This window comes from Colwellia sp. BRX9-1 (assembly GCF_014077195.1).
Lineage (GTDB): Bacteria > Pseudomonadota > Gammaproteobacteria > Enterobacterales > Alteromonadaceae > Colwellia_A.
In genome coordinates, this window is the sequence record NZ_JACGVM010000026.1 from 32,956 (window position 1) to 51,820 (window position 18,865).

Genomic DNA, 18,865 nt, shown 5'->3' on the forward strand with positions numbered 1-18,865 from the left:
TCATGGTGCTAAATTGAATAGCTAGCGACTATTTGGTGGCCTTTTCTTGCGCTATTATCTCAAGAGCCATCAGTGCTAAAGGTTCGACAAACTGACCAATTTTACTGGCATTTTCATTCGACGCATTGCCCTGTGACGCTCTTTTGGCAACACCTTGAACAATGGCGGCTAACCTGAAAAAACTAAAGGCGAGATAAAATGTCCAGTTATCTATCTTTTCAATGCCCATACGCTGACAATAGGTTGCCACATATTCTGCTTCCGTTGGGATGCCTAGACTGGCTCTATCTACTCCTTTTAAGCCATCGATACTGCCAATACCTTGAGGCATACGTAATCCCATACATTGATAGGCTAAATCAGAAAACGGATGTCCTAAGGTTGAGAGCTCCCAGTCAAGAATGGCTATAATTTCTGGTTTGTCTTTGGCAAACATCATGTTGTCTAAGCGAAAGTCGCCATGGACTAAACAAACTTTGCCATCATCTGCGGGTAAATTAACTTCAAGCCATTGGTTTAACTTGTCCATCGCTATTATTTTTTTGAGTTCTGAGGCACGGTATTGCGCAGACCAACGATCATATTGACGTTGAAAATAATTACCTGCTTTTCCGTACTCACTTAAGCCAACACTTTCAACATTGATGCGATGTAAAGCAACCAAAGCATTGTTCATTGCGTCATACATTTTACTGCGATATTCATTAGTTTTGACTTCTGCTAATGAGGCACTCCAATAAACGCTACCATCACAATATTCCATCAGATAAAACATCGAGCCAATAATGCTAGTATCTTCGCAAAGGTGATAAACCTCGGCGACAGGAACGTCTGAAGATTTTAACGCGGCTAGCACTTTATATTCACGGTCAACCGCATGTGCTGATTTTAGGAGTTTTCCTGGCGGTTGGCTGCGCAAGACAAATATTCCGGACTGCGCTATCACTTTATAGGTCGGATTAGATTGTCCGCCTGAAAATTTATCAAGCGTAATGGGACCGATAAAACCATCAAGATGAAGTGCTAGGTAAGCGGTGAGTTTTTCAACATCAAAAGGTACGTTTGCTGCCATGTATTTATTCTCTTTCAGATTTAAGACGATTAATTTCAATAATCATTTAATGTTATGTCGATTTTTTTACTAAATCTCGTCCAAGTTGCATCATGTGAACTTGATCAGGACCATCTGCTAAACGCAAGGTTCTTTGAGCCGCATATGCATGCGCTAAAAAAGTATCCTGACTAACCCCTACCGCGCCGTGACATTGAATAGCTCGGTCAATAACGTCAAGCGACATATTCGGTGCAACTATTTTTATCATGGCAATAATATCTTTCGCCGCTTTATTACCTTCAAGGTCCATTTTTTGCGCCGCTTTTAACGTCATCAAACGCGCTTGTTCAATTTGACAAGCTGAAATAGCAATATCTTCGCGTATTGATTGTTGTTTTATCATCGGACGACCAAAGACAATACGTTCATTAACACGCTTACACATTAAATCTAACGCACGTTGAGCAATGCCAATCGAACGCATACAATGATGAATACGACCAGGACCTAAACGCCCTTGCGCGATTTCAAACCCTTTACCTTCAGCAACAATAATATTGTCGATAGGCACTCGAACATTTTCAAAAATAATTTCAGCATGTCCTTCTGGCGAATCATCATAGCCAAACACTTTCATTGGGCGAACCATAGTGACACCGGGTGTTCTCATTGGCACTAGCACTTGCGATTGTTGAATATAACGATTTTCATTGTCGGGGTCGGTTTTACCCATAACGATCATAATTTCACATTGTTTACGGCACGCGCCACTGATGTAAAACTTTTTACCGTTAATGACATATTCATCACCGTCACGTTCGATACGTAATTCAATATTGGTCGCATCACTTGAAGCGACTTCAGGCTCTGTCATGGCAAAAGCGGAACGGATTTTTCCTTCAAGTAGCGGCTCTAACCACTGTTTTTTCTGGGCTTCACTGCCATATTTAGCGAGAACTTCCATATTGCCTGTGTCAGGAGCCGCACAATTAAACACTTCTGGCGCCCACATCACTTTACCCATAATTTCAGCTAAAGGTGCATATTCTAAGTTAGTTAAACCCGCACTATATTTGCCATAACTCAAAGGTAAGAATAAATTCCATAGCCCTTCTGCTTTTGCTTTCGCTTTTAGCTCTTCCATTAACGGCGGTGTTGACCAAGGCTCTTGTGCAACTTGTTCATGCATTTTCTGTTCAGCAGGATAAACATATTTATCCATAAATAAATTTACACGATTTATTAATGCGTTAACTTTGTCACTGTATTCAAAATCCATGAGAGATCCCTATAATTTAATAGCGCCCGTTTACTAACGAGTGCAGTGAGAATTTTTTTGTCACGATATTCAAAAATCATTGTCGGTTGAAAGTTGATTAATCAACCGACAACTGACTTAATTTATTTAACTTAACTTCATTAACGCTTCTTTATTAAACGGGGCTATTTGGTCTTCTTTTTTATCTCGTATTTTATTAACCCACTCTGGATCGACTAATAACGCTCGACCAATAGCAACCAAATCAAATTCATCATTATTTAGGCGCGTTAATAAACCATCAATTCCGGTTGGGTTAGAAGCACCGCCCAGGTCCATACTACCTTCACCGGTGAAGTCACTGTCGAGCCCAACACTGCCCACGGTTATTACCGGTTTATGGGTTATTTTTTTCGTCCATCCGGCTAAATTCAGCGTCGAGCCTTCAAATTCTGGTAACCAAAAACGGCGGGTGCTCGCATGAAATATATCGACCCCAGCATCACTTAATAGTGTTAAAAAAGTCGTTAACTCTGCGGGTGTTTGGCAAAGTTTTGCATTGTAGTCTTGTTGCTTCCATTGAGAAAATCTAAAGATAATAGGAAAATCATCACCAACAGCGGCGCGAATTGCTTGGACAATTTCAACACCAAAACGGGTACGGTTTTCTAATGAACCTCCGTAACCATCATCACGCTGATTTGTGCCTTCCCAGAAGAACTGATCAACCAAGTAACCATGAGCACCATGAACTTCAACGCCATCAAAGCCAATATTTTTAGCCTCGAGAGCAGCTTGCGCAAAAGAAGCAACAACTTCGTCAATATCGGCTTGGCTCATTTCAATACCATTGGGGGCACCGGGTTTATATAAGCCAGATGGACTATAGGCAGGTACTGATTTATCTGGGCCAATACCTTCTTTTCTCACTGAACCAACATGCCAAATTTGTGGCACGATTTTACCTCCAGCAGCATGTACCTCATCGACAACATGTTTCCAGCCAGCTAAAGCTTCTTCACCAAAAATAGCAGGAACTCGCTCATAGCCATTAGCCGCTTTATGCGAAATAAAAGTACCTTCGGTAATAATTAAACCGACATTACCTTCTGCTCTGCGTCGATAATATTTTGCAACATCGTTATTGGCAATATAGTTAGGCGAAAAGGTCCGAGTCATCGGAGCCATAACCGTACGATTTTTTAACGTGAGTGCACCTGATGAAAATGATTCAAAAAGTTTGGCTGAATTACTATTACTCATTGTGTTTCCTGAAATTTATTAATATTAAATATTGCAGCAGACAAATTAATGCCAACGGTTGCCAGAGCCTTGTTAATAACTTTATTGCCTAGCCAATTAAATAACCACCATCAACGTTAATCGCAGTGCCTGTCGTGTAACTTGATGCATTTGAAACCAAGTAAAGTACAGTGCCAGCCATTTCTTCAGGCTGCGCAATACGCTTCATCGGCACGTGATGCAACATTTGTTCAAGTATCTTGGGATTATTGACTAATGTTGACGCAAATTTTGTATCGGTGCCGCCGGGTAATAAAGCATTAACTCGAATATTAAATTGAGCACACTCTTTGGCAAAGGTCTTAGTCATAGAGATAACCGCGGCCTTGGTAATGGAATAAATCCCCTGAAAGTCACCAGGAATAACACCGTTAATAGAAGCCACATTGACAATAGCGCCACCATTATTTTCTTTCATTAGCTTTGCCCCAATAACAGACATGAAAAAATATCCGCGAATATTGACGTCGACTGTTTTTTGAAAAGCACTTAAATCAGTATCTAACACATGGCCAAAATAGGGATTAGCCGCGGCGTTATTAACTAAAATATCAAGCTTGCCATGTTGTTCTTTAATCAAAGAAAAAATGTTTTCGATTTGGTCCATTTCGCCAATATGACAAGGTATAGCTTGAGCGCTGCCACCTGCGGCAATAATATCGTCAACAACAGTTTGGCAACCTTCAACTTTACGGCTAGAAACAATGACATGGGCGCCACTTTGCGCCAGTAATTTAGCTATTTGTTCACCAATGCCACGACTTGCGCCAGTAACCAAAGCGATTTTTCCTGTTAGATCGAATAAGTTAATCTTGTTCATGTTAAGTCTCCTTCTTAATTGCTAATATATTATCGATTATCTAAACGTCACCCAGTCTTCACCTGCTAGGGTCAAATGACTATAATTGTTAAAATAATCAATGCTTAAATTCTTTTCTGAAAAGAGTAATTTAGTAACACCAGTATTGCGTGACTGTTGATTGATGATTAATGTTTTTTCATCAGATAAGCCTAAAACATGCTGAATAATGACAGCTATGGTGCCACTTGAAGTAAATATACAAATATTGTTTGTATGTTGATTCTTTTGTGTAATAGTTTTTCTTGCCGTTAGCTCTTGCTTAATGACATCTTGTAATGCGCTAATACAACGTTTTTTAAATTGACTCCAACTTTCTTTATACTCATTGTCGTGGTTGCCACCTGTCCACCGAAGCAGTGCATTAGCAAACTCTTTTTGAAAAGCTTTATTTGCGCTCGGCTGTTTACTCATTATCGTAGCCATTTTTGAAAAATCTTTCCATTGTGCATCATAGCAAGTTAACAATTCTTGATGATTAAACTCATTAAACCCTGAATGCAGTATCACAGGTGATGGTTCACTTTCATAACCCAGTAAGAAATGTTCTAGGGTTTGTCCGTGTCGCAGCAAATCACCCGAGTAAATCTTTTCTGGTGCAGATATGGCTTGCCAATACTTACCCAATAAGCGCGATTGTTCACTGCCTTTTTCAGACAAGAGGTCGTAGTCGGCTTTACCAAAAGAGGCTTGCCCGTGACGTATAAGATAGATGGCCGTCATGCGTTTACCCTTTCACAGAAATAGGTTGCGATTTTAATAGCGGGCTTATTATCATCTTCATCATTAATTGAGGTTCTTTAAATATCTTTTTTTTCGATATATTGATATTAATTGCCAGTCAACAATTAAACAAATGAATAGTTATTATGACCTACTATTCATCTTACAAATAAAGAAGCCGAAATATAATAACGATTGATTAAATATATGACCCTAATTAAATTAAATAATAAACTTAATGATTAACTATTCATTTTATGAATAGAATGGCAATATTAATTTCTTATTTTACGAATTAGGTTGAAATATAACGATGAAAGTCGACTTAAATTTATTTGTGGTCTTCGAAGCCATTTACTGCGAAGGCAATATTACCAAAGCAGCATCAGCACTGAATTTGTCACAGCCAGCAGTGAGTCACTCTTTGAGTAAATTACGCGCACATTTTGACGATCCACTTTTTGTGCGACAAGGCAATGAAATGCGGCCTACTGTAGTGGCTAATAATGTAGTTGCAGATGTTCGTGAAGCTTTACGTCAATTACAAATATGTTTAGCACAGTCAAAACAATTTCAACCGATGACCTCGCGCAAAAGTTTTACCATTTCGTTGCACGTTGCCTTAGAAGCTTCTTACTTGCCGCCTTTGATACAGAGAATTCATAAAGAAGCGCCCTGGGTAAATATACAAAGTAGCCGCCGAGTTAATCGCCATGAACTGGAAAATAAACTCGCCAGCGGCGACATTGATTTAGCCATAGATACTCTATTACCCGTTAGCGACAATATATTACACACCCAATTAGAAAAAGATAAATTAGTAGTCGTTGCACGTAAAAATAATCCACAAATTAACGCAATACTAGATTTAGAAAGCTACTTAGCGATGGACCATATTTTAGTGTCGTCGCGTTCTACAGGACCAAGCATTGAGGATTTCGAATTAGCTCGTCTTGGATTACAACGTAAAATAGGTTTGCGGTGCCAACATACATTTTCAGCATGTCGGGTTATAGCTGGTAACGATATGTTGCTCACGGCAACAGAAACAACCGCTAAAATGTACGCGCAATTGCTCGATTTGGTTATATACCCATTACCTGTAACACTACCTGATATTGATATGCATCTTTATTGGCATACAAACCTCGACTTTGAACCCGCTAACAAATGGCTTAGAAATAAAGTGATTCAAGCAACACCCGGCGTTTAAAGTCACTTATTGCTAGATATACCCTTTGCCTAACGTCTAAAATAGCGCAAAGGGAAAATATCGATCCTCAACGAACTCACCTACTAATACTACCGTCTTTTTATCGGCAGTAATTAGCGACAACCTGACTTAAGTCAAAGTATAACAACGCTGTACTATTATAATAATGAGTATATCAATCGCTTATTATTGTCTTTTATCGGTTTAAATTTTACCGTCAAGGCTGTTTAAAACCGTGTTACAAAATCTATACTACCTTAGCGAACTTATTTTATTACTTATTATCCACCTCGATAGGACAGCTTATGTTTGAGATATTTACCGATTTAGCCACATGGTTAGTTGTTGATATATTTGGTTTATCTAGAACAACAAAACTAGGCGATGCCCTTCATTTTTTTATCGAAGACACCACTAAGATATTCTTTTTGTTATTGATAATGATCTACGCTATTGCTTTATTAAGAGCGTCAATGAATGTTGAAGGTATTCGTGATTACTTAGCCGGTAAACATTCAGGGGTTGGTTATTTACTTGGCTCAAGTTTTGGCGCAATAACGCCGTTTTGTTCTTGCTCGAGTATTCCGGTATTTTTGGGTTTTACATCAGCAGGGATCCCTGTAGGTATAACGATGTCATTTCTCATTACATCACCACTGATAAATGAAGTAGCAGTATTGCTGTTACTTAGTTTATTGGGATGGAAATTTACCCTGCTTTACATTGTGGTTGGGATGTCTGTTGGCATATTAGGCGGTATTTTTCTTGATGCCATAAAAGCTGAACGTTGGTTGCAATCTTTTGCCGCCAAAGCGTTACAACGCGGTCAAAACACGGTAAGAGTTAAAGCTAAACAATCTGCAATATTATCGTTAAAACAAAGGCATACTTTTGCAAAGGAAGAGCTCAGCGAAATTTTTGGACGAGTATGGAAATGGGTCATCGTAGGTGTAGGGTTAGGCTCAGCTTTACATGGTTTTGTTCCCGACGGTTGGATTCAAGCGCATTTAGGCGATGGGCAATGGTGGTCAGTCCCTTCTGCAGTTTTACTTGGCATACCTTTATATTCTAATGCGACTGGTGTTATTCCTGTCATGGAAAGTTTACTTAAACAAGGTCTTCCTGTAGGTACCACACTGGCTTTTTGTATGAGTACTGTAGCTGCAAGTTTTCCTGAATTTATCTTATTAAAGCAAGTCATGCAGTGGCGGTTATTGACGATACTTTTTATTCTATTGCTTATTGCATTTACTTTAATTGGTTGGACATTTAATTTTTTAAGCCCTTTTATTTAACACCTAACTAAAGAGAAAATATTATGATAGAAATAAAAGTACTGGGTACTGGCTGTACTAAATGTATAAAGACTGTTGAAAAAATTTCTAAAATAGCCAAAGAATTAAATATTAATATTCAGGTAATAAAAGAAACAGACCCTGAAGTTATTATGGAATATGGCGTAATGACTACCCCAGCAGTTTTAATTAATGATGTTAATGTGCATAGCGGTTCTATCCCAGACAGAGATACTATTCAGTCATGGTTAATCAACTAAGAGTCTCTGGCAAGTGATACATATGGCTTGATAACTAACAGATAGCGTTATCAAGCTGTAAGCAATGTTATTTAAAAATCTATCATTATGCCTGTTAAAGCATTTACTTTGCGTGAAAATAGCTAGAAAAGACTTTTGAGGGCGTCCCAAAGACCTAAAGATTCATTTGGAAACAAATCTATTCCTAACCATGATTTAAATAAATAAATTAACAAAAACACACAACCAATCATGGCTAAACCGAAGACGAATATAAATAATAAAAACATAGCAAAAGCAATAAAACGTTCAGTGTGTGTAAGCCCCCTTCTATTAACACCCACTAGAAAAACAATATAGAAACTCCAAGGGAGAAAAGGCAATGCTAATGTAGGTCTAAAATCTACATTGTGACTTCGCCAGTCCTGAGTACTAATGCTTTTTTGTAATGCTTTACGTTGTTTATAAGTGAAACTTTCTGCAACAGATTTATCCATGCCACTTAATAGCTGATTAACTTTTGAGTTATCATCTGATTTATTAATACGCGCCATAGTGCCTCTAAATAAATATTATGAGTAGTACAAGAACTGATATAGATTATAGGTCTTCATTACATTTTAACCTTATTGTTTAATTGAACTATTGCCAAAATTTAACATGGCAAACTTCTCAATTCGTCGATATAGCTTGCTCGGTAAAAACTTTAACCAAGCACAGCCTAAGGTCATTATCGTGCGACTAGGCTCTTGAAAAAGGATCCTGTAATTACAAAATATTGCTTGATGGATAAGCTTAAAAGCTGTCAGTTTACTTTCAGACTGTATCGCCCGTCTGGCTAAATAACGAAGCTGGTATGCCCTTGCTAAACTATAAAACTGTTTGAAAAAAGTTGGATCAGAAGCTTGGTTTAGCATAACGGCATGTTGCCAGCTTGAATACTGCTTATCAACATCTGCTGAAAGGCCAGTATCGTTAACACGATAATAAGTTAAAGGTTTGGCAATACCAGCAAATTTCCATGTAGTGGTTAATGCTATGCGAGTCCATAATTCGATATCTTCAGATTGTCTCAAACTTTCATCAAAATACATTTTTCGATATTTATCTCTTTTAACACCAAAATAGCCAATTTCTGCTAATAACGCTCTTCTAATCACTGGCGATGAGCCATTACCTACAGGATTACGACAAAAAATATGTTGTTTAGTTATATTGCTAAGCTTGGGAAATTGACCAACACCCAAAAGTACGCCTTCTTCATTAATAAACAATGACGGACAGTAACTTACTCCTACCTTAGGGTTCGCTGATAGGTGCTTAATATGCTTAGCTAATTTATCTTTAGCCCAATAATCGTCAGCATCGAGTAAAGCAACATATAAACCACGAGCCGCATCTATACCGGTATTTCTTGCGCCAGACAAACCTCGATTAGTTTGATGAATGATTCTAATTCTAGGGTCTGTAAATTGATTCACTTTATTTAAGGTATCATCAGTACAACCATCATCCACTAAAATAATTTCAAAATGATGATAGGTTTGCTTAAGAACGCTATTGATACTTTGTTCAATATATTTTCCAACGTTATACATTGGAATAATAACTGATACTATTGGAACTGCATTAGATTTCATGTGATTTTTTCCTATTAAATAAAGTACGTAGGTTATAATTTAAGGGTTTAAGAACATTAATTAAGTAAAGCGGGATCAAGCAAAATAGACTGCTAAAAAAGATAACAACAGCAAATTCCATTGGCTCTTTTGGCACCATAATAATGAGCGTGAGTAAAGAAACTAACAGGCAAACTAAACGAGTAAAGGTTTCAAGGTGGTATTGCTCTGTTGCCCGTTGAAAACAACAAGCAATATCAATAATTAAGTTTGGTAATGCCACTAAGCATAATATTGTGATGATAGGTACAGCAGACGACCATTTATCGTCGAACAGAATCGGTACATAAATAGGAGCGATTAAAGCCTGAAAAACGAATAAAAAACCAATAGATAATGAAAGAGCAAATATTTTCTTTTGTTGTGCTAATAGCTGCCCTTGTCGAGCTAACTTGCAAATATAAGGATATAAAGCAGCCATATAAACTTGATTAATTGACTGACTTAAACCTACCCCAGCATTTTTTGCAAAACTATAAAAACCAAAAAGCTCGGGGGTTAGTAACTTACCGGCAATAAAAGTATCGGCATGAACTCGAATCCCTCGTAAAAATTCTGTATTAAAAAGCTTACCTGATGTTCTTAACATCTGCTTGATTACAGTTTTATCAAAACCAATGCCATATGATTGAACCGGTGCGAATGAAAATAACAACAACCAAAATAGCGAAAAGGCGATTTTACCCAAAGCAACAGCAAAGATGTCAGCTCCAAGCAAAGCCGCTACCGCTATAGATACATTTTCGATGATGACACAAACACCATTTCTGATACTAAACCAGCGCATTTTATTATCGCGCTGCAACAAAAATATTTTTACACTCACCCAAGGATAAAGCAGATAAATAACAGCCATTATTTTGAGTAATGAGGCAATGTCATCATTGTCATAAAGTGACGATAGAAAGTCTGCAGAGCTCCACTGACCTACAGCGATAGTGAGACAGATAGCCCATTGGATGACGATACCACTTTTTGCAAAACTAGCGACTTGCGCTTGTTTGCAGTTAATAATTTGACTACCTACACCGGCTCGTAATATTAATGCAAAGACATCATGAAAGGCCAGCGCTAACATAGCGGTACCATAAGAGATTGGCGATAATTGCGCGGCAAGTACAACAATAGTGAAAATTCTGGAGACTTTAGCAACAAACTCGGCACTCAGTAACCAAATAGCATTTGATAACAGCTCAATTACCGAATTAAATTGCGTTCTTAATAAAGACATTAACTGCACTAGAACACTCCTGAATTATCATTGTTAAATCGTTAACAATGATACCTTCAAGTTTCGTTCCAATATTTAAGTTATTTTAATCAACTGATTATTATAAGTTTTATTTTACACTTAGGTGTTGAACTGATAATAATTTGCACTTTGAAAAAAAACACCAGCACTTTTTGCAAATTAAAAATGGTATTAATCTAGCGCTGGTACTTGCCATTGCTGAATTTTTCGATAAAGCGTTGATGGACTCACACCTAGTTCTCTGGCCGCTTTGACGATGTTATCTTCACACAATGAAACCGCTTGTTCAATGGCATGCTTTTCGACATCAGCTAAGGTAATTATTGAAGGTGTTAAATTAGCTGTATTGGGCATAGGTGTCTGCATATTAATATCATCTTGTGCCGAGACAACCGCTTTTTGCGCAGGGGGTGTTGCAAGAACAGCTTGCTTAAACTGCCGACCAAGTTGCTGAACAATCACTTGTTCAGAAATTAAGGGTCCTTCAGACATAATTGTTGCACTATGAATAATATTTTGCAGTTGCCTAACATTACCTGGCCAAGAGTACGATGTAATTAATGCCTCAGCATTAGTTGAGAAACCCGCAAAAACTTTTTCTTCCGTTTTGCTAAAGTGGCTTAAGAAATATTCGGCTAACTTCACAATATCACTACCACGTTCATTTAGTGCGGGTAACGCAATAGAAATAACATTGAGCCGATAAAAGAGATCTTCACGTAGTTTCTTTTCATCAATGGCAACTTGAGGGTCTCGATTGGTTGCACTGATAAAACGAATGTCTACTTTTTCTTCTTTACCGCTACCGACCTTTTGAAAACAACCTGTTTGAATAAAACGTAATAATTTAGCCTGTAAACTGATATCCATCTCACCAATTTCATCAAGAAATAAGCTGCCGCCGTTGGCCAATGATGCTGCACCGTCACGATTAGAAACAGCACCAGAAAATGCTCCTTTGATGTGACCAAAAATTTCTGATTCCATCAATTCTGAGGGTATAGCGGCACAGTTGAGCGCAATAAAAGGCCCATTTTTTCTTTTACTTAAACGATGAATAGCCTGTGCAGCAACTTCTTTTCCTGAGCCACTAGGCCCAGTAATAAATACAGAGGCACTGCTAGGTGCGCTTTGTTCGATACAAGAATAAACAAATTGCATCGGAATTGAATCGCCAATAAAGCCTTCAAATTTTGCTTTGTGATATTTTTGGTATTGATCAATCGTTCTTCGCATTAAGGTACGTTCAGCAAGTATATTCTGGAGCTGTAATGCTTGCTTTAACTTAACAATAAGTTCGAAGTTATCCCAAGGTTTATGTAAAAACCCCCAAATGTGCCCTGAATTAACCGCATTAAGTACCGTATCCATGTTGTCACATCCGGTTAAAACAATACGAACAGTTTCAGGTGAAATTTGAGCAACTTGTTCAAGTAATTGATTGCCGTTCATATTGGGCATGTTGATATCAGAAACAATGACATCAACATGACATTCTTTAATCACCTCAAGTGCTTCACCGCCGCTAGCAGCCGTTAAAATAGTAGCATCCACTTTGCTCGCAATACGTTGAAGCGATCTTAAAATAGCGGGTTCATCGTCAACAAATAAAATGACCGATTTATTCAAATTTTGCATTTCTTCCCTTAAAATAAGCACTAAAGCCCAATAAATTTTCTATAAAACAGTGTTGCATTTAGCTATAACTATTTTTTATTCCACATGTAAAACTTAATGTATCGCCTTAACAATTACAAATGTTGTTAAGGTAAATTGACTTATTAATTATAATAATATCAATAATTTTTGAATAAATAACCGTTATAACTATAATATATGTTTGTTATTTATCACTATAAAGTAAAAAATAGATAATATAGTGGTCGTTATAATTAACATCATTAAAACTATTTATTTCAGTTGTAAAATTTGTAGGGAAAGATTATGTCAGATAGTAGTACCCAAAATGCTTTGTATTCAGATATGACTGTTTTATGTGTTGATGATGAACGAATTATACTCAGGACTTTGCAACGTTTATTTCACCGCAAGTCATATAATGTCATTATTGCTAATAGTGCTATAAACGCACTAGAGATTTTAGAGAAAACGCCCGTAGACATCGTTGTTTCTGATATGAGAATGCCTGAAATGGACGGCGCAGCGTTATTAGAAATACTGGCTAATTCACACCCAGATACTTATCGAATAGTATTAAGTGGTTATGCTGATTTTGAATCAACCGTGGCAGCAATTAATTTAGGTAAAATCAATCGTTTTATTAATAAACCCTGGAATAATGATGAGCTAATTAATGCTGTTGAAGAAGGTTTGGAGATCACCCATTTAAAAAAGGAAAACCATAATTTAAAACGTAAAATTGAAAAGAAAAATAAATTACTTAAAAGTTTAAATCATGACTTAGAAGGAAAAGTAAATTTACGCACCAAACAAATTAGAACGTCATTAACAAGAAATGAACAAGACAATAAAGCCTGTGAGAAAATGTTATTTAACTTCATTGCGATCAGTCCTGATCTTAATGCTGATTTTGCGAAAAATGTAGCACAATTAGCCGGCCGATTAGGAGAAAAGCTCTGTCTAGATAAAGAAGCATTGCATGATATTCGCTTATCAGGTTTTCTCAACGAAATTGGATTGTTAGGGTTTGATTCAACCATTGTTTGTACCCCCTTTGATTTACTCAATTTCGAACAAAAAAAGATTTTTTTGACTCAGGGAGATATTGCTCAACAAATACTTTCACCAGCGCAACGTTTAAATGGTGTAAAAGCAATACTAACCTATCAATTTCATTCACTAGCAGAACTAAAAAATAAAGTTAATAGTAAAACATTGCTTGCCTGTAAAATAATAAGTGTTGCAAGAGATTATTGGCGATTTTCTTGCGGTAAGATTGATGTTAAAAGGCTAGATCATAAGCAAGTACTGGTCGCGTTAAATAAATCGAAAGGTATGAAATATGCCAAAGAAGTTTTAGATATATTAATGGCCAACCCCGAATTAGTTATAGATAATATTTCTGAACAGGGCTTAACGACACGACAACTTTTACCCGACATGGTATTAAAACATGGTTTATTTTCTGCAAATAACTTACTTATTCTAGCTGAAGGTCATGAATTTACCGAACACACAATTAATAAGTTGATTGAATACGAGATTAATCAAAAACACCAATTTACGATTGTTATTGAACCGTTATCATTATCATAATTTAAGGAAATTAACATGCAAGGTTCTATATTCACCACATTTTCCGAAATGGTCATTGAAAAAATGGGCATGTCGGTATGGAATGAGTTGTTAGATAAAGTAAAACCAAATTCTGAAGGTATTTATACTAACGGTATGCAGTATGAAGACTCCGAAATAATGGCTTTTGTTGCTGAACTATCGACATTAACCCAAGTTGATCCGCCCACGTTAGTTCGCACCTTTGGTGAATATTTATTTATTCATTTATTTAATAGTAGCCCTGCTAACTTATCACATATTGATAATTTAAAAGATTTTCTCATTTGTATTGACGGTGTTATTCACAAGGAAGTCAAGCGTGTTTATCCTGATTCTTACTTACCCAGTTTTAAATACGATGAAAAACCTAATGGCGATTTAATTATGTTTTATCAATCTAAGCGCAAGTTGTGCCATCTTTCTGAAGGATTGATTGCGGGTGCTGCTCAACACTTTGAACAAGCTATTGTAATTGAACACCCTGAATGCATGCATGATGGAGCCGAAAAATGTAAATTAGTAATATCTTTCAAGGATTAATATGACTGAAGAAGACGCGTATAAAACAGCCTATATCCGCGAAAAAAAGGCACGACAGTTGGCAGAAAAGCTACTTGAAGATAAAACACGACAATTATACGATAATGTTTTAAATCTTGAAGGGGTTGTTGCTGAATTAAAAACAACTCAAGCACAACTTATCCAGTCAGAAAAGATGTCTTCACTGGGACAACTTACGGCTGGTATTGCGCATGAAATTAATAATCCTATTGCTTACTCATACAGCAACCTCTTTTATTTATCTGAAAACATTACTGAATTTTTTAAACTCGACAAAATTATACAAGATAATTTACCTCTCAAAGATAACGTTGACTCAATGTTGCAACAATATCAAAGTATGCGTAAAGAAATTGATGCTGACTATTTAATAACTGACATCCCTTCTCTTTTAGCCGATACCATTGAAGGAGTAGAGCGCGTAAAAAAGATAGTTAAAAATTTAAAGAAAATATCTTATAAAGGAGATGAAGCCTTTACCGCTTTTAGTATTAATGACTGTATTAAAGAATGCATAAAAGTATCTGCTAATGAAATAAAATACTCTATGACCATTAATCTTGAGCTTTCCGATTGTGGTGACGTTATGGGGCAGCCATATGATTTAAATCAGGTCTTTATTAACTTATTTATGAATGCTTCACATGCTTGCTCAACCAATGGGATATTGACTATTACAACAACCCAAGAGCAAGATAACGTCATTATTTACGTGCAAGATAATGGTAGAGGAATAAGTGAAGAAAATATCTTAAAAATATTTGATCCTTTTTATACCAGCAAACCTGTTGGTGAAGGTACGGGTTTAGGTTTGCCTATTTCACATGGCATCATTGAAAAGCATCACGGTACAATTACAGTTACGAGTGAGGTAGGTGTTGGTACATGTTTTAAAATACGCCTACCGCTTGCAAACCCACCGATTAACTAACACGCGAAACTTTTTTACCTAAACCAACTCTTTAACTATAAGGCGTTGGTTTAGTTTACTTTATTTACTAACCTAAACATGAATCTTTGTATCTTATAATATTTATCAACGTCAGTTCGCATTTTGCAAAAAAACCAAAAAAAAATCATCATTTATACCTATATAAAACCTTTTACTCGCTGCTAGCCTATTGGTAGAGGGGGTTATCAATAATGGAGTAGTTATTGCAGGTTACTTAGTTAAGTACTTTTCATAGGTAGAGAAGTTGATTAACCCATTTGCAGTAAGGGGACATTTATGTCCAATAAAACATTAGTACTCAGCATTGCCCTAAATGGTTACCAGTTAATGTATAACAAAGAACTAGCAACACACAAAAACTATGCAATAAAGCAAGGATACTACCATCAAGCGGTAACTCGGCCTTATATTTCTAAATTAGGCGTAGAGTGCTGTTGGCTTAAATTAACGCTAATACGAACAGCTTTACTCTCAGGATATGACACCGTTTTATTTTTAGATGCTGATACAGTGGTAAATGACAATTGCCCCGCTTTAAAAACAATAGTAGAAGATAAAAAATATATTTATATGGCAAAAGGATATTCTAATCGCTTTAATTCAGGAGTTCTCATTGCCTTGAATAATAAACAAACCATTGAATGGCTGACCAGTATTATTGATTCCAGACTTGCTCGCATACAAAAAATAAACAAGGTTGGCTGGGGTGAAAACGGTCATGTCATAGAATTAAGTAAAGGGGTGGATTTTATAAAAGAGCTCGAACAAAAATGGAATAATACCTTTGACTATGACTTAAGTGACTATATTAGACACAGCAATTGTGGTCCTATGCGCACCAGCATTATTAATAATCTATTTCATAAAATTGTTTTCTCTCTCTCTGCCCGCATACTAGCCTTTGTTAATAGAAAACAACTAACGTCAGTTAAAGCATGTAATGAAGACGACCTGTCGCGTGAAACAAATATTATCTTATCGCTTTATCCCAAATTAGTCTGTTGTTAGTATTTTAAGATATATTGCAAAATGATAATTTAATTTTTTATTTTGCAATTTAGTACTTCTCTTTTTTTGAACAAACAGCCCGCGACACAATAAAATCATTATAAAACAGCAAGATAAAATAAAAATCCAAGTTGGCACAACTTAAGCACTGTACACGTTAACTGATAATAATTTAGGTTAGCTGAAATGATAAAAACTAAATTTTCACTACAAACAATAACTCAATCGTCTACAGACTACGATGCTACTAAGCATCAATACTCTGGCAACATTGTCGATAAGCCTATAGCCCTGATCCTTATCTTAATACTGCTTCCCTGTTTCCTGTTAAATATAACCTTGGCGATAACGACAAGAAGAAACTTATTTTCAAAACAATATAAGACTGATGCCTTAAGCAGAAAGCTAACATTACACCGCTTTAGTTGTGGTCTTTGGGTAAAAACTGCAGTTTTGTTTGATATTTGTTTAGGTAAGATTTCTTTTTGCGGTATTCCCTTGACTCATCGACTTTCACCCGACATACAGTTTTGTGTGCTTAACAAAACTAACTGTAAAGCAGGAATTTTTAGTCTTTATGACTTGCACCTTAAAACAGGTTTAACGGTGATGACGCCCGAACAACTACTTGAACAACAACTCAATGGTAATTTAGCTGATTATCTAGCGCTGATGAGCAAAAGTTTTATCTCGATTATTATTTATGGCCAAAAAATTAAAAGACTTAAAGAATCTAAGTACTTATCTTTATTTGGTTTAGATGTTAACAATACTTCAATGGCGGAAGCTGTTGAATGGATAACATCTAGTGATATACCTGCAAGTAAAACAAAAATAGGTTTTTTTATTAATGCGCACTCCATTAATTTGTCGATTAGCAATCCAGCCTTCTTTAATCAGCTAACAAAAGCCGATGCATTGTTCGCTGATGGCTCTGGTATGAGATTAGCAGCAAAAAAAGCAGGATTCTTGCTTAATGGCAACAATAACGGAACAGATATGTTACCTCATCTTTGTAAAAACTGTGTTGAAAGTAGTCAATCTTTATATTTCTTTGGTGCTAAGCCAGGGATTGCAGATCAAGCAGCAAATGAATTAAGCGCTCAATTTCCAGGACTACAAATTGCAGGTACCGAACATGGTTATAACGGCACTGAGAGTACCCAAAAAATTATCACCGCAATAAATGATAGTGGTTGTGATGTTTTATTAGTTGCCATGGGTTCACCTATACAAGAACAATGGTTACTCGAGCACAGAGACCAATTACGATGTAAAACAGCATTAGCCGTAGGTGGGCTATTTGATTTTTATTCTGGCAATATTTCACGTTCACCGATGTGGTTAAGAGAAATGGGGATGGAGTGGATTTGGCGCTTAATGCAAGAACCTCGTGAAAAATTTAATCGTTATGTTATTGGTAACCCACTTTTTTTATATAGAACCTTTTTACTTGGCTTAGTAAATACCGGAGCAAAATAATGACTATTCAAATATTAAATAAAATTAAAAATCAGGCGTTATTGACTAAAACGCGCAAAGCTATTGTTATAAATTACCAACACAAAGGCATTCCAGTTATTTTACAGCAAAGTATTGCGCTACTTGCCTTAATACTGATTAGCCCAGTACTTCTAATTGTGATGATTTTAATTAAAACAGAAAGTCTGGGTGGTGCATTGTTTTCTCAAACTAGAGTGGGTGAAAATGGTCGACATTTTAAAATGTATAAATTTAGATCAATGTATTTAAAATCTGACCCACATTTTAAAGAACCAGACCCATCGCAAAGCTCGCGTGAAGGTGTTTGTAAGAAGTACATTAATGACCCTAGAATTACCAAAATTGGCCAATTTATTAGAAAGTATTCTATTGATGAGTTACCACAATTATTTAATATTGTTAGAGGGGATATGTGTTTAGTCGGTCCAAGACCCGCATTATCAATTGAAACTTATGAATATGATAACTTTATCCAACCAAGATTATTTACTAAGCCTGGATTAACCGGTTTATGGCAAGTATCTGGCCGCGCAGACACTAATTTTGAAGAACAATTACAGTTAGACAAATCTTACATTAAGCAACAAAGTTTTTTAATGGACTGTAAAATAATAGCCTTGACCATTCCCGCTGTATTAATGGCCAAAGGTGCTTATTAGTTTAAACAACCTATAACATTTAGCTAAAGTATAAATGGCTTAAAAATAAC

At 36.4% G+C, this 18,865-nt stretch carries 18 protein-coding genes; 9 read left to right on the forward strand and 9 right to left on the reverse strand.

Annotation, left to right across the window (positions count from 1 at the left end; genetic code table 11):
• Window positions 1–28: 28 nt before the first annotated feature.
• The 5 genes from H4J76_RS17815 to H4J76_RS17835 form a co-directional block, all read right to left on the reverse strand.
• Window positions 29–1,072 (reverse strand): phosphotransferase family protein, encoded by a 1,044-nt coding sequence (locus tag H4J76_RS17815; protein ID WP_182231038.1) that lies wholly within the window; start codon window positions 1,070–1,072, stop codon window positions 29–31.
• 52 nt (window positions 1,073–1,124) lie between these two features.
• Window positions 1,125–2,333: an acyl-CoA dehydrogenase family protein gene (locus H4J76_RS17820; protein WP_182173479.1), complete on the reverse strand. Its 1,209-nt coding sequence runs from the start codon at window positions 2,331–2,333 to the stop codon at window positions 1,125–1,127.
• A gap of 126 nt (window positions 2,334–2,459) precedes the next feature.
• A complete protein-coding gene (locus tag H4J76_RS17825; RefSeq protein ID WP_182231039.1) occupies window positions 2,460–3,575 on the reverse strand; it encodes an NADH:flavin oxidoreductase in 1,116 nt (371 codons plus the stop codon).
• Window positions 3,576–3,663: 88 nt separating this feature from the next.
• On the reverse strand, window positions 3,664–4,434 hold the full coding sequence (locus tag H4J76_RS17830) for an SDR family oxidoreductase (protein ID WP_070376874.1): 771 nt from the start codon (window positions 4,432–4,434) through the stop codon (window positions 3,664–3,666).
• 36 nt (window positions 4,435–4,470) lie between these two features.
• Window positions 4,471–5,196, reverse strand: coding sequence for a histidine phosphatase family protein (locus H4J76_RS17835; protein ID WP_182217067.1), 726 nt, complete (start codon window positions 5,194–5,196; stop codon window positions 4,471–4,473).
• A 313-nt stretch (window positions 5,197–5,509) separates the two neighbouring features.
• On the opposite strand from H4J76_RS17835, the gene H4J76_RS17840 reads away from it, so the two are divergent.
• From H4J76_RS17840 to H4J76_RS17850, 3 genes are all read left to right on the forward strand, one after another.
• Window positions 5,510–6,409 (forward strand): LysR family transcriptional regulator, encoded by a 900-nt coding sequence (locus H4J76_RS17840; RefSeq protein WP_182221891.1) that lies wholly within the window; start codon window positions 5,510–5,512, stop codon window positions 6,407–6,409.
• Window positions 6,410–6,714: 305 nt separating this feature from the next.
• On the forward strand, window positions 6,715–7,704 hold the full coding sequence (locus H4J76_RS17845) for a permease (RefSeq protein ID WP_182231040.1): 990 nt from the start codon (window positions 6,715–6,717) through the stop codon (window positions 7,702–7,704).
• A 23-nt stretch (window positions 7,705–7,727) separates the two neighbouring features.
• Window positions 7,728–7,964: a thioredoxin family protein gene (locus H4J76_RS17850; protein WP_182231041.1), complete on the forward strand. Its 237-nt coding sequence runs from the start codon at window positions 7,728–7,730 to the stop codon at window positions 7,962–7,964.
• A 122-nt stretch (window positions 7,965–8,086) separates the two neighbouring features.
• Here the strand turns inward: H4J76_RS17850 and H4J76_RS17855 are convergent, their stop codons facing one another.
• The 4 genes from H4J76_RS17855 to H4J76_RS17870 all read right to left on the reverse strand — a co-directional run bounded on the left by H4J76_RS17855 (window position 8,087) and on the right by H4J76_RS17870 (window position 12,512).
• The gene (locus H4J76_RS17855; RefSeq protein ID WP_182231042.1) at window positions 8,087–8,497 is read right to left on the reverse strand and encodes a hypothetical protein; all 411 of its coding nucleotides are present in this window, start codon (window positions 8,495–8,497) and stop codon (window positions 8,087–8,089) included.
• A 72-nt stretch (window positions 8,498–8,569) separates the two neighbouring features.
• Complete coding sequence (locus H4J76_RS17860; protein ID WP_182231043.1) at window positions 8,570–9,583, reverse strand: glycosyltransferase family 2 protein; 1,014 nt, start codon at window positions 9,581–9,583, stop codon at window positions 8,570–8,572.
• Window positions 9,573–10,853 carry an oligosaccharide flippase family protein gene (locus tag H4J76_RS17865; RefSeq protein WP_259367769.1) on the reverse strand — a complete coding sequence of 427 codons (1,281 nt, stop codon included), beginning with the start codon at window positions 10,851–10,853 and terminating at the stop codon, window positions 9,573–9,575. The genes H4J76_RS17860 and H4J76_RS17865 overlap by 11 nt, the downstream gene beginning before the upstream one ends.
• A gap of 192 nt (window positions 10,854–11,045) precedes the next feature.
• A complete protein-coding gene (locus H4J76_RS17870; protein WP_182231045.1) occupies window positions 11,046–12,512 on the reverse strand; it encodes a sigma-54 dependent transcriptional regulator in 1,467 nt (488 codons plus the stop codon).
• 306 nt (window positions 12,513–12,818) lie between these two features.
• Here H4J76_RS17870 and H4J76_RS17875 point away from each other — a divergent pair, with 306 nt between their 5' ends.
• The 6 genes from H4J76_RS17875 to H4J76_RS17900 all read left to right on the forward strand — a co-directional run bounded on the left by H4J76_RS17875 (window position 12,819) and on the right by H4J76_RS17900 (window position 18,815).
• On the forward strand, window positions 12,819–14,111 hold the full coding sequence (locus H4J76_RS17875; RefSeq protein ID WP_182217055.1) for a response regulator: 1,293 nt from the start codon (window positions 12,819–12,821) through the stop codon (window positions 14,109–14,111).
• Window positions 14,112–14,126: 15 nt separating this feature from the next.
• On the forward strand, window positions 14,127–14,672 hold the full coding sequence (locus tag H4J76_RS17880) for a heme NO-binding domain-containing protein (protein ID WP_182217053.1): 546 nt from the start codon (window positions 14,127–14,129) through the stop codon (window positions 14,670–14,672).
• A 1-nt stretch (window position 14,673) separates the two neighbouring features.
• Complete coding sequence (locus H4J76_RS20215) at window positions 14,674–15,624, forward strand: ATP-binding protein (protein WP_182217051.1); 951 nt, start codon at window positions 14,674–14,676, stop codon at window positions 15,622–15,624.
• A gap of 297 nt (window positions 15,625–15,921) precedes the next feature.
• The gene (locus H4J76_RS17890; protein WP_182217050.1) at window positions 15,922–16,653 is read left to right on the forward strand and encodes a hypothetical protein; all 732 of its coding nucleotides are present in this window, start codon (window positions 15,922–15,924) and stop codon (window positions 16,651–16,653) included.
• A gap of 186 nt (window positions 16,654–16,839) precedes the next feature.
• A complete protein-coding gene (locus H4J76_RS17895) occupies window positions 16,840–18,135 on the forward strand; it encodes a WecB/TagA/CpsF family glycosyltransferase (protein WP_182217048.1) in 1,296 nt (431 codons plus the stop codon).
• Entirely contained in the window at window positions 18,135–18,815 is a 681-nt protein-coding gene (locus H4J76_RS17900; RefSeq protein WP_182231046.1) for a sugar transferase, read from the forward strand. Before H4J76_RS17895 ends, H4J76_RS17900 begins: the two co-directional genes overlap by 1 nt.
• The last annotated feature ends 50 nt before the right edge of the window (window positions 18,816–18,865 follow it).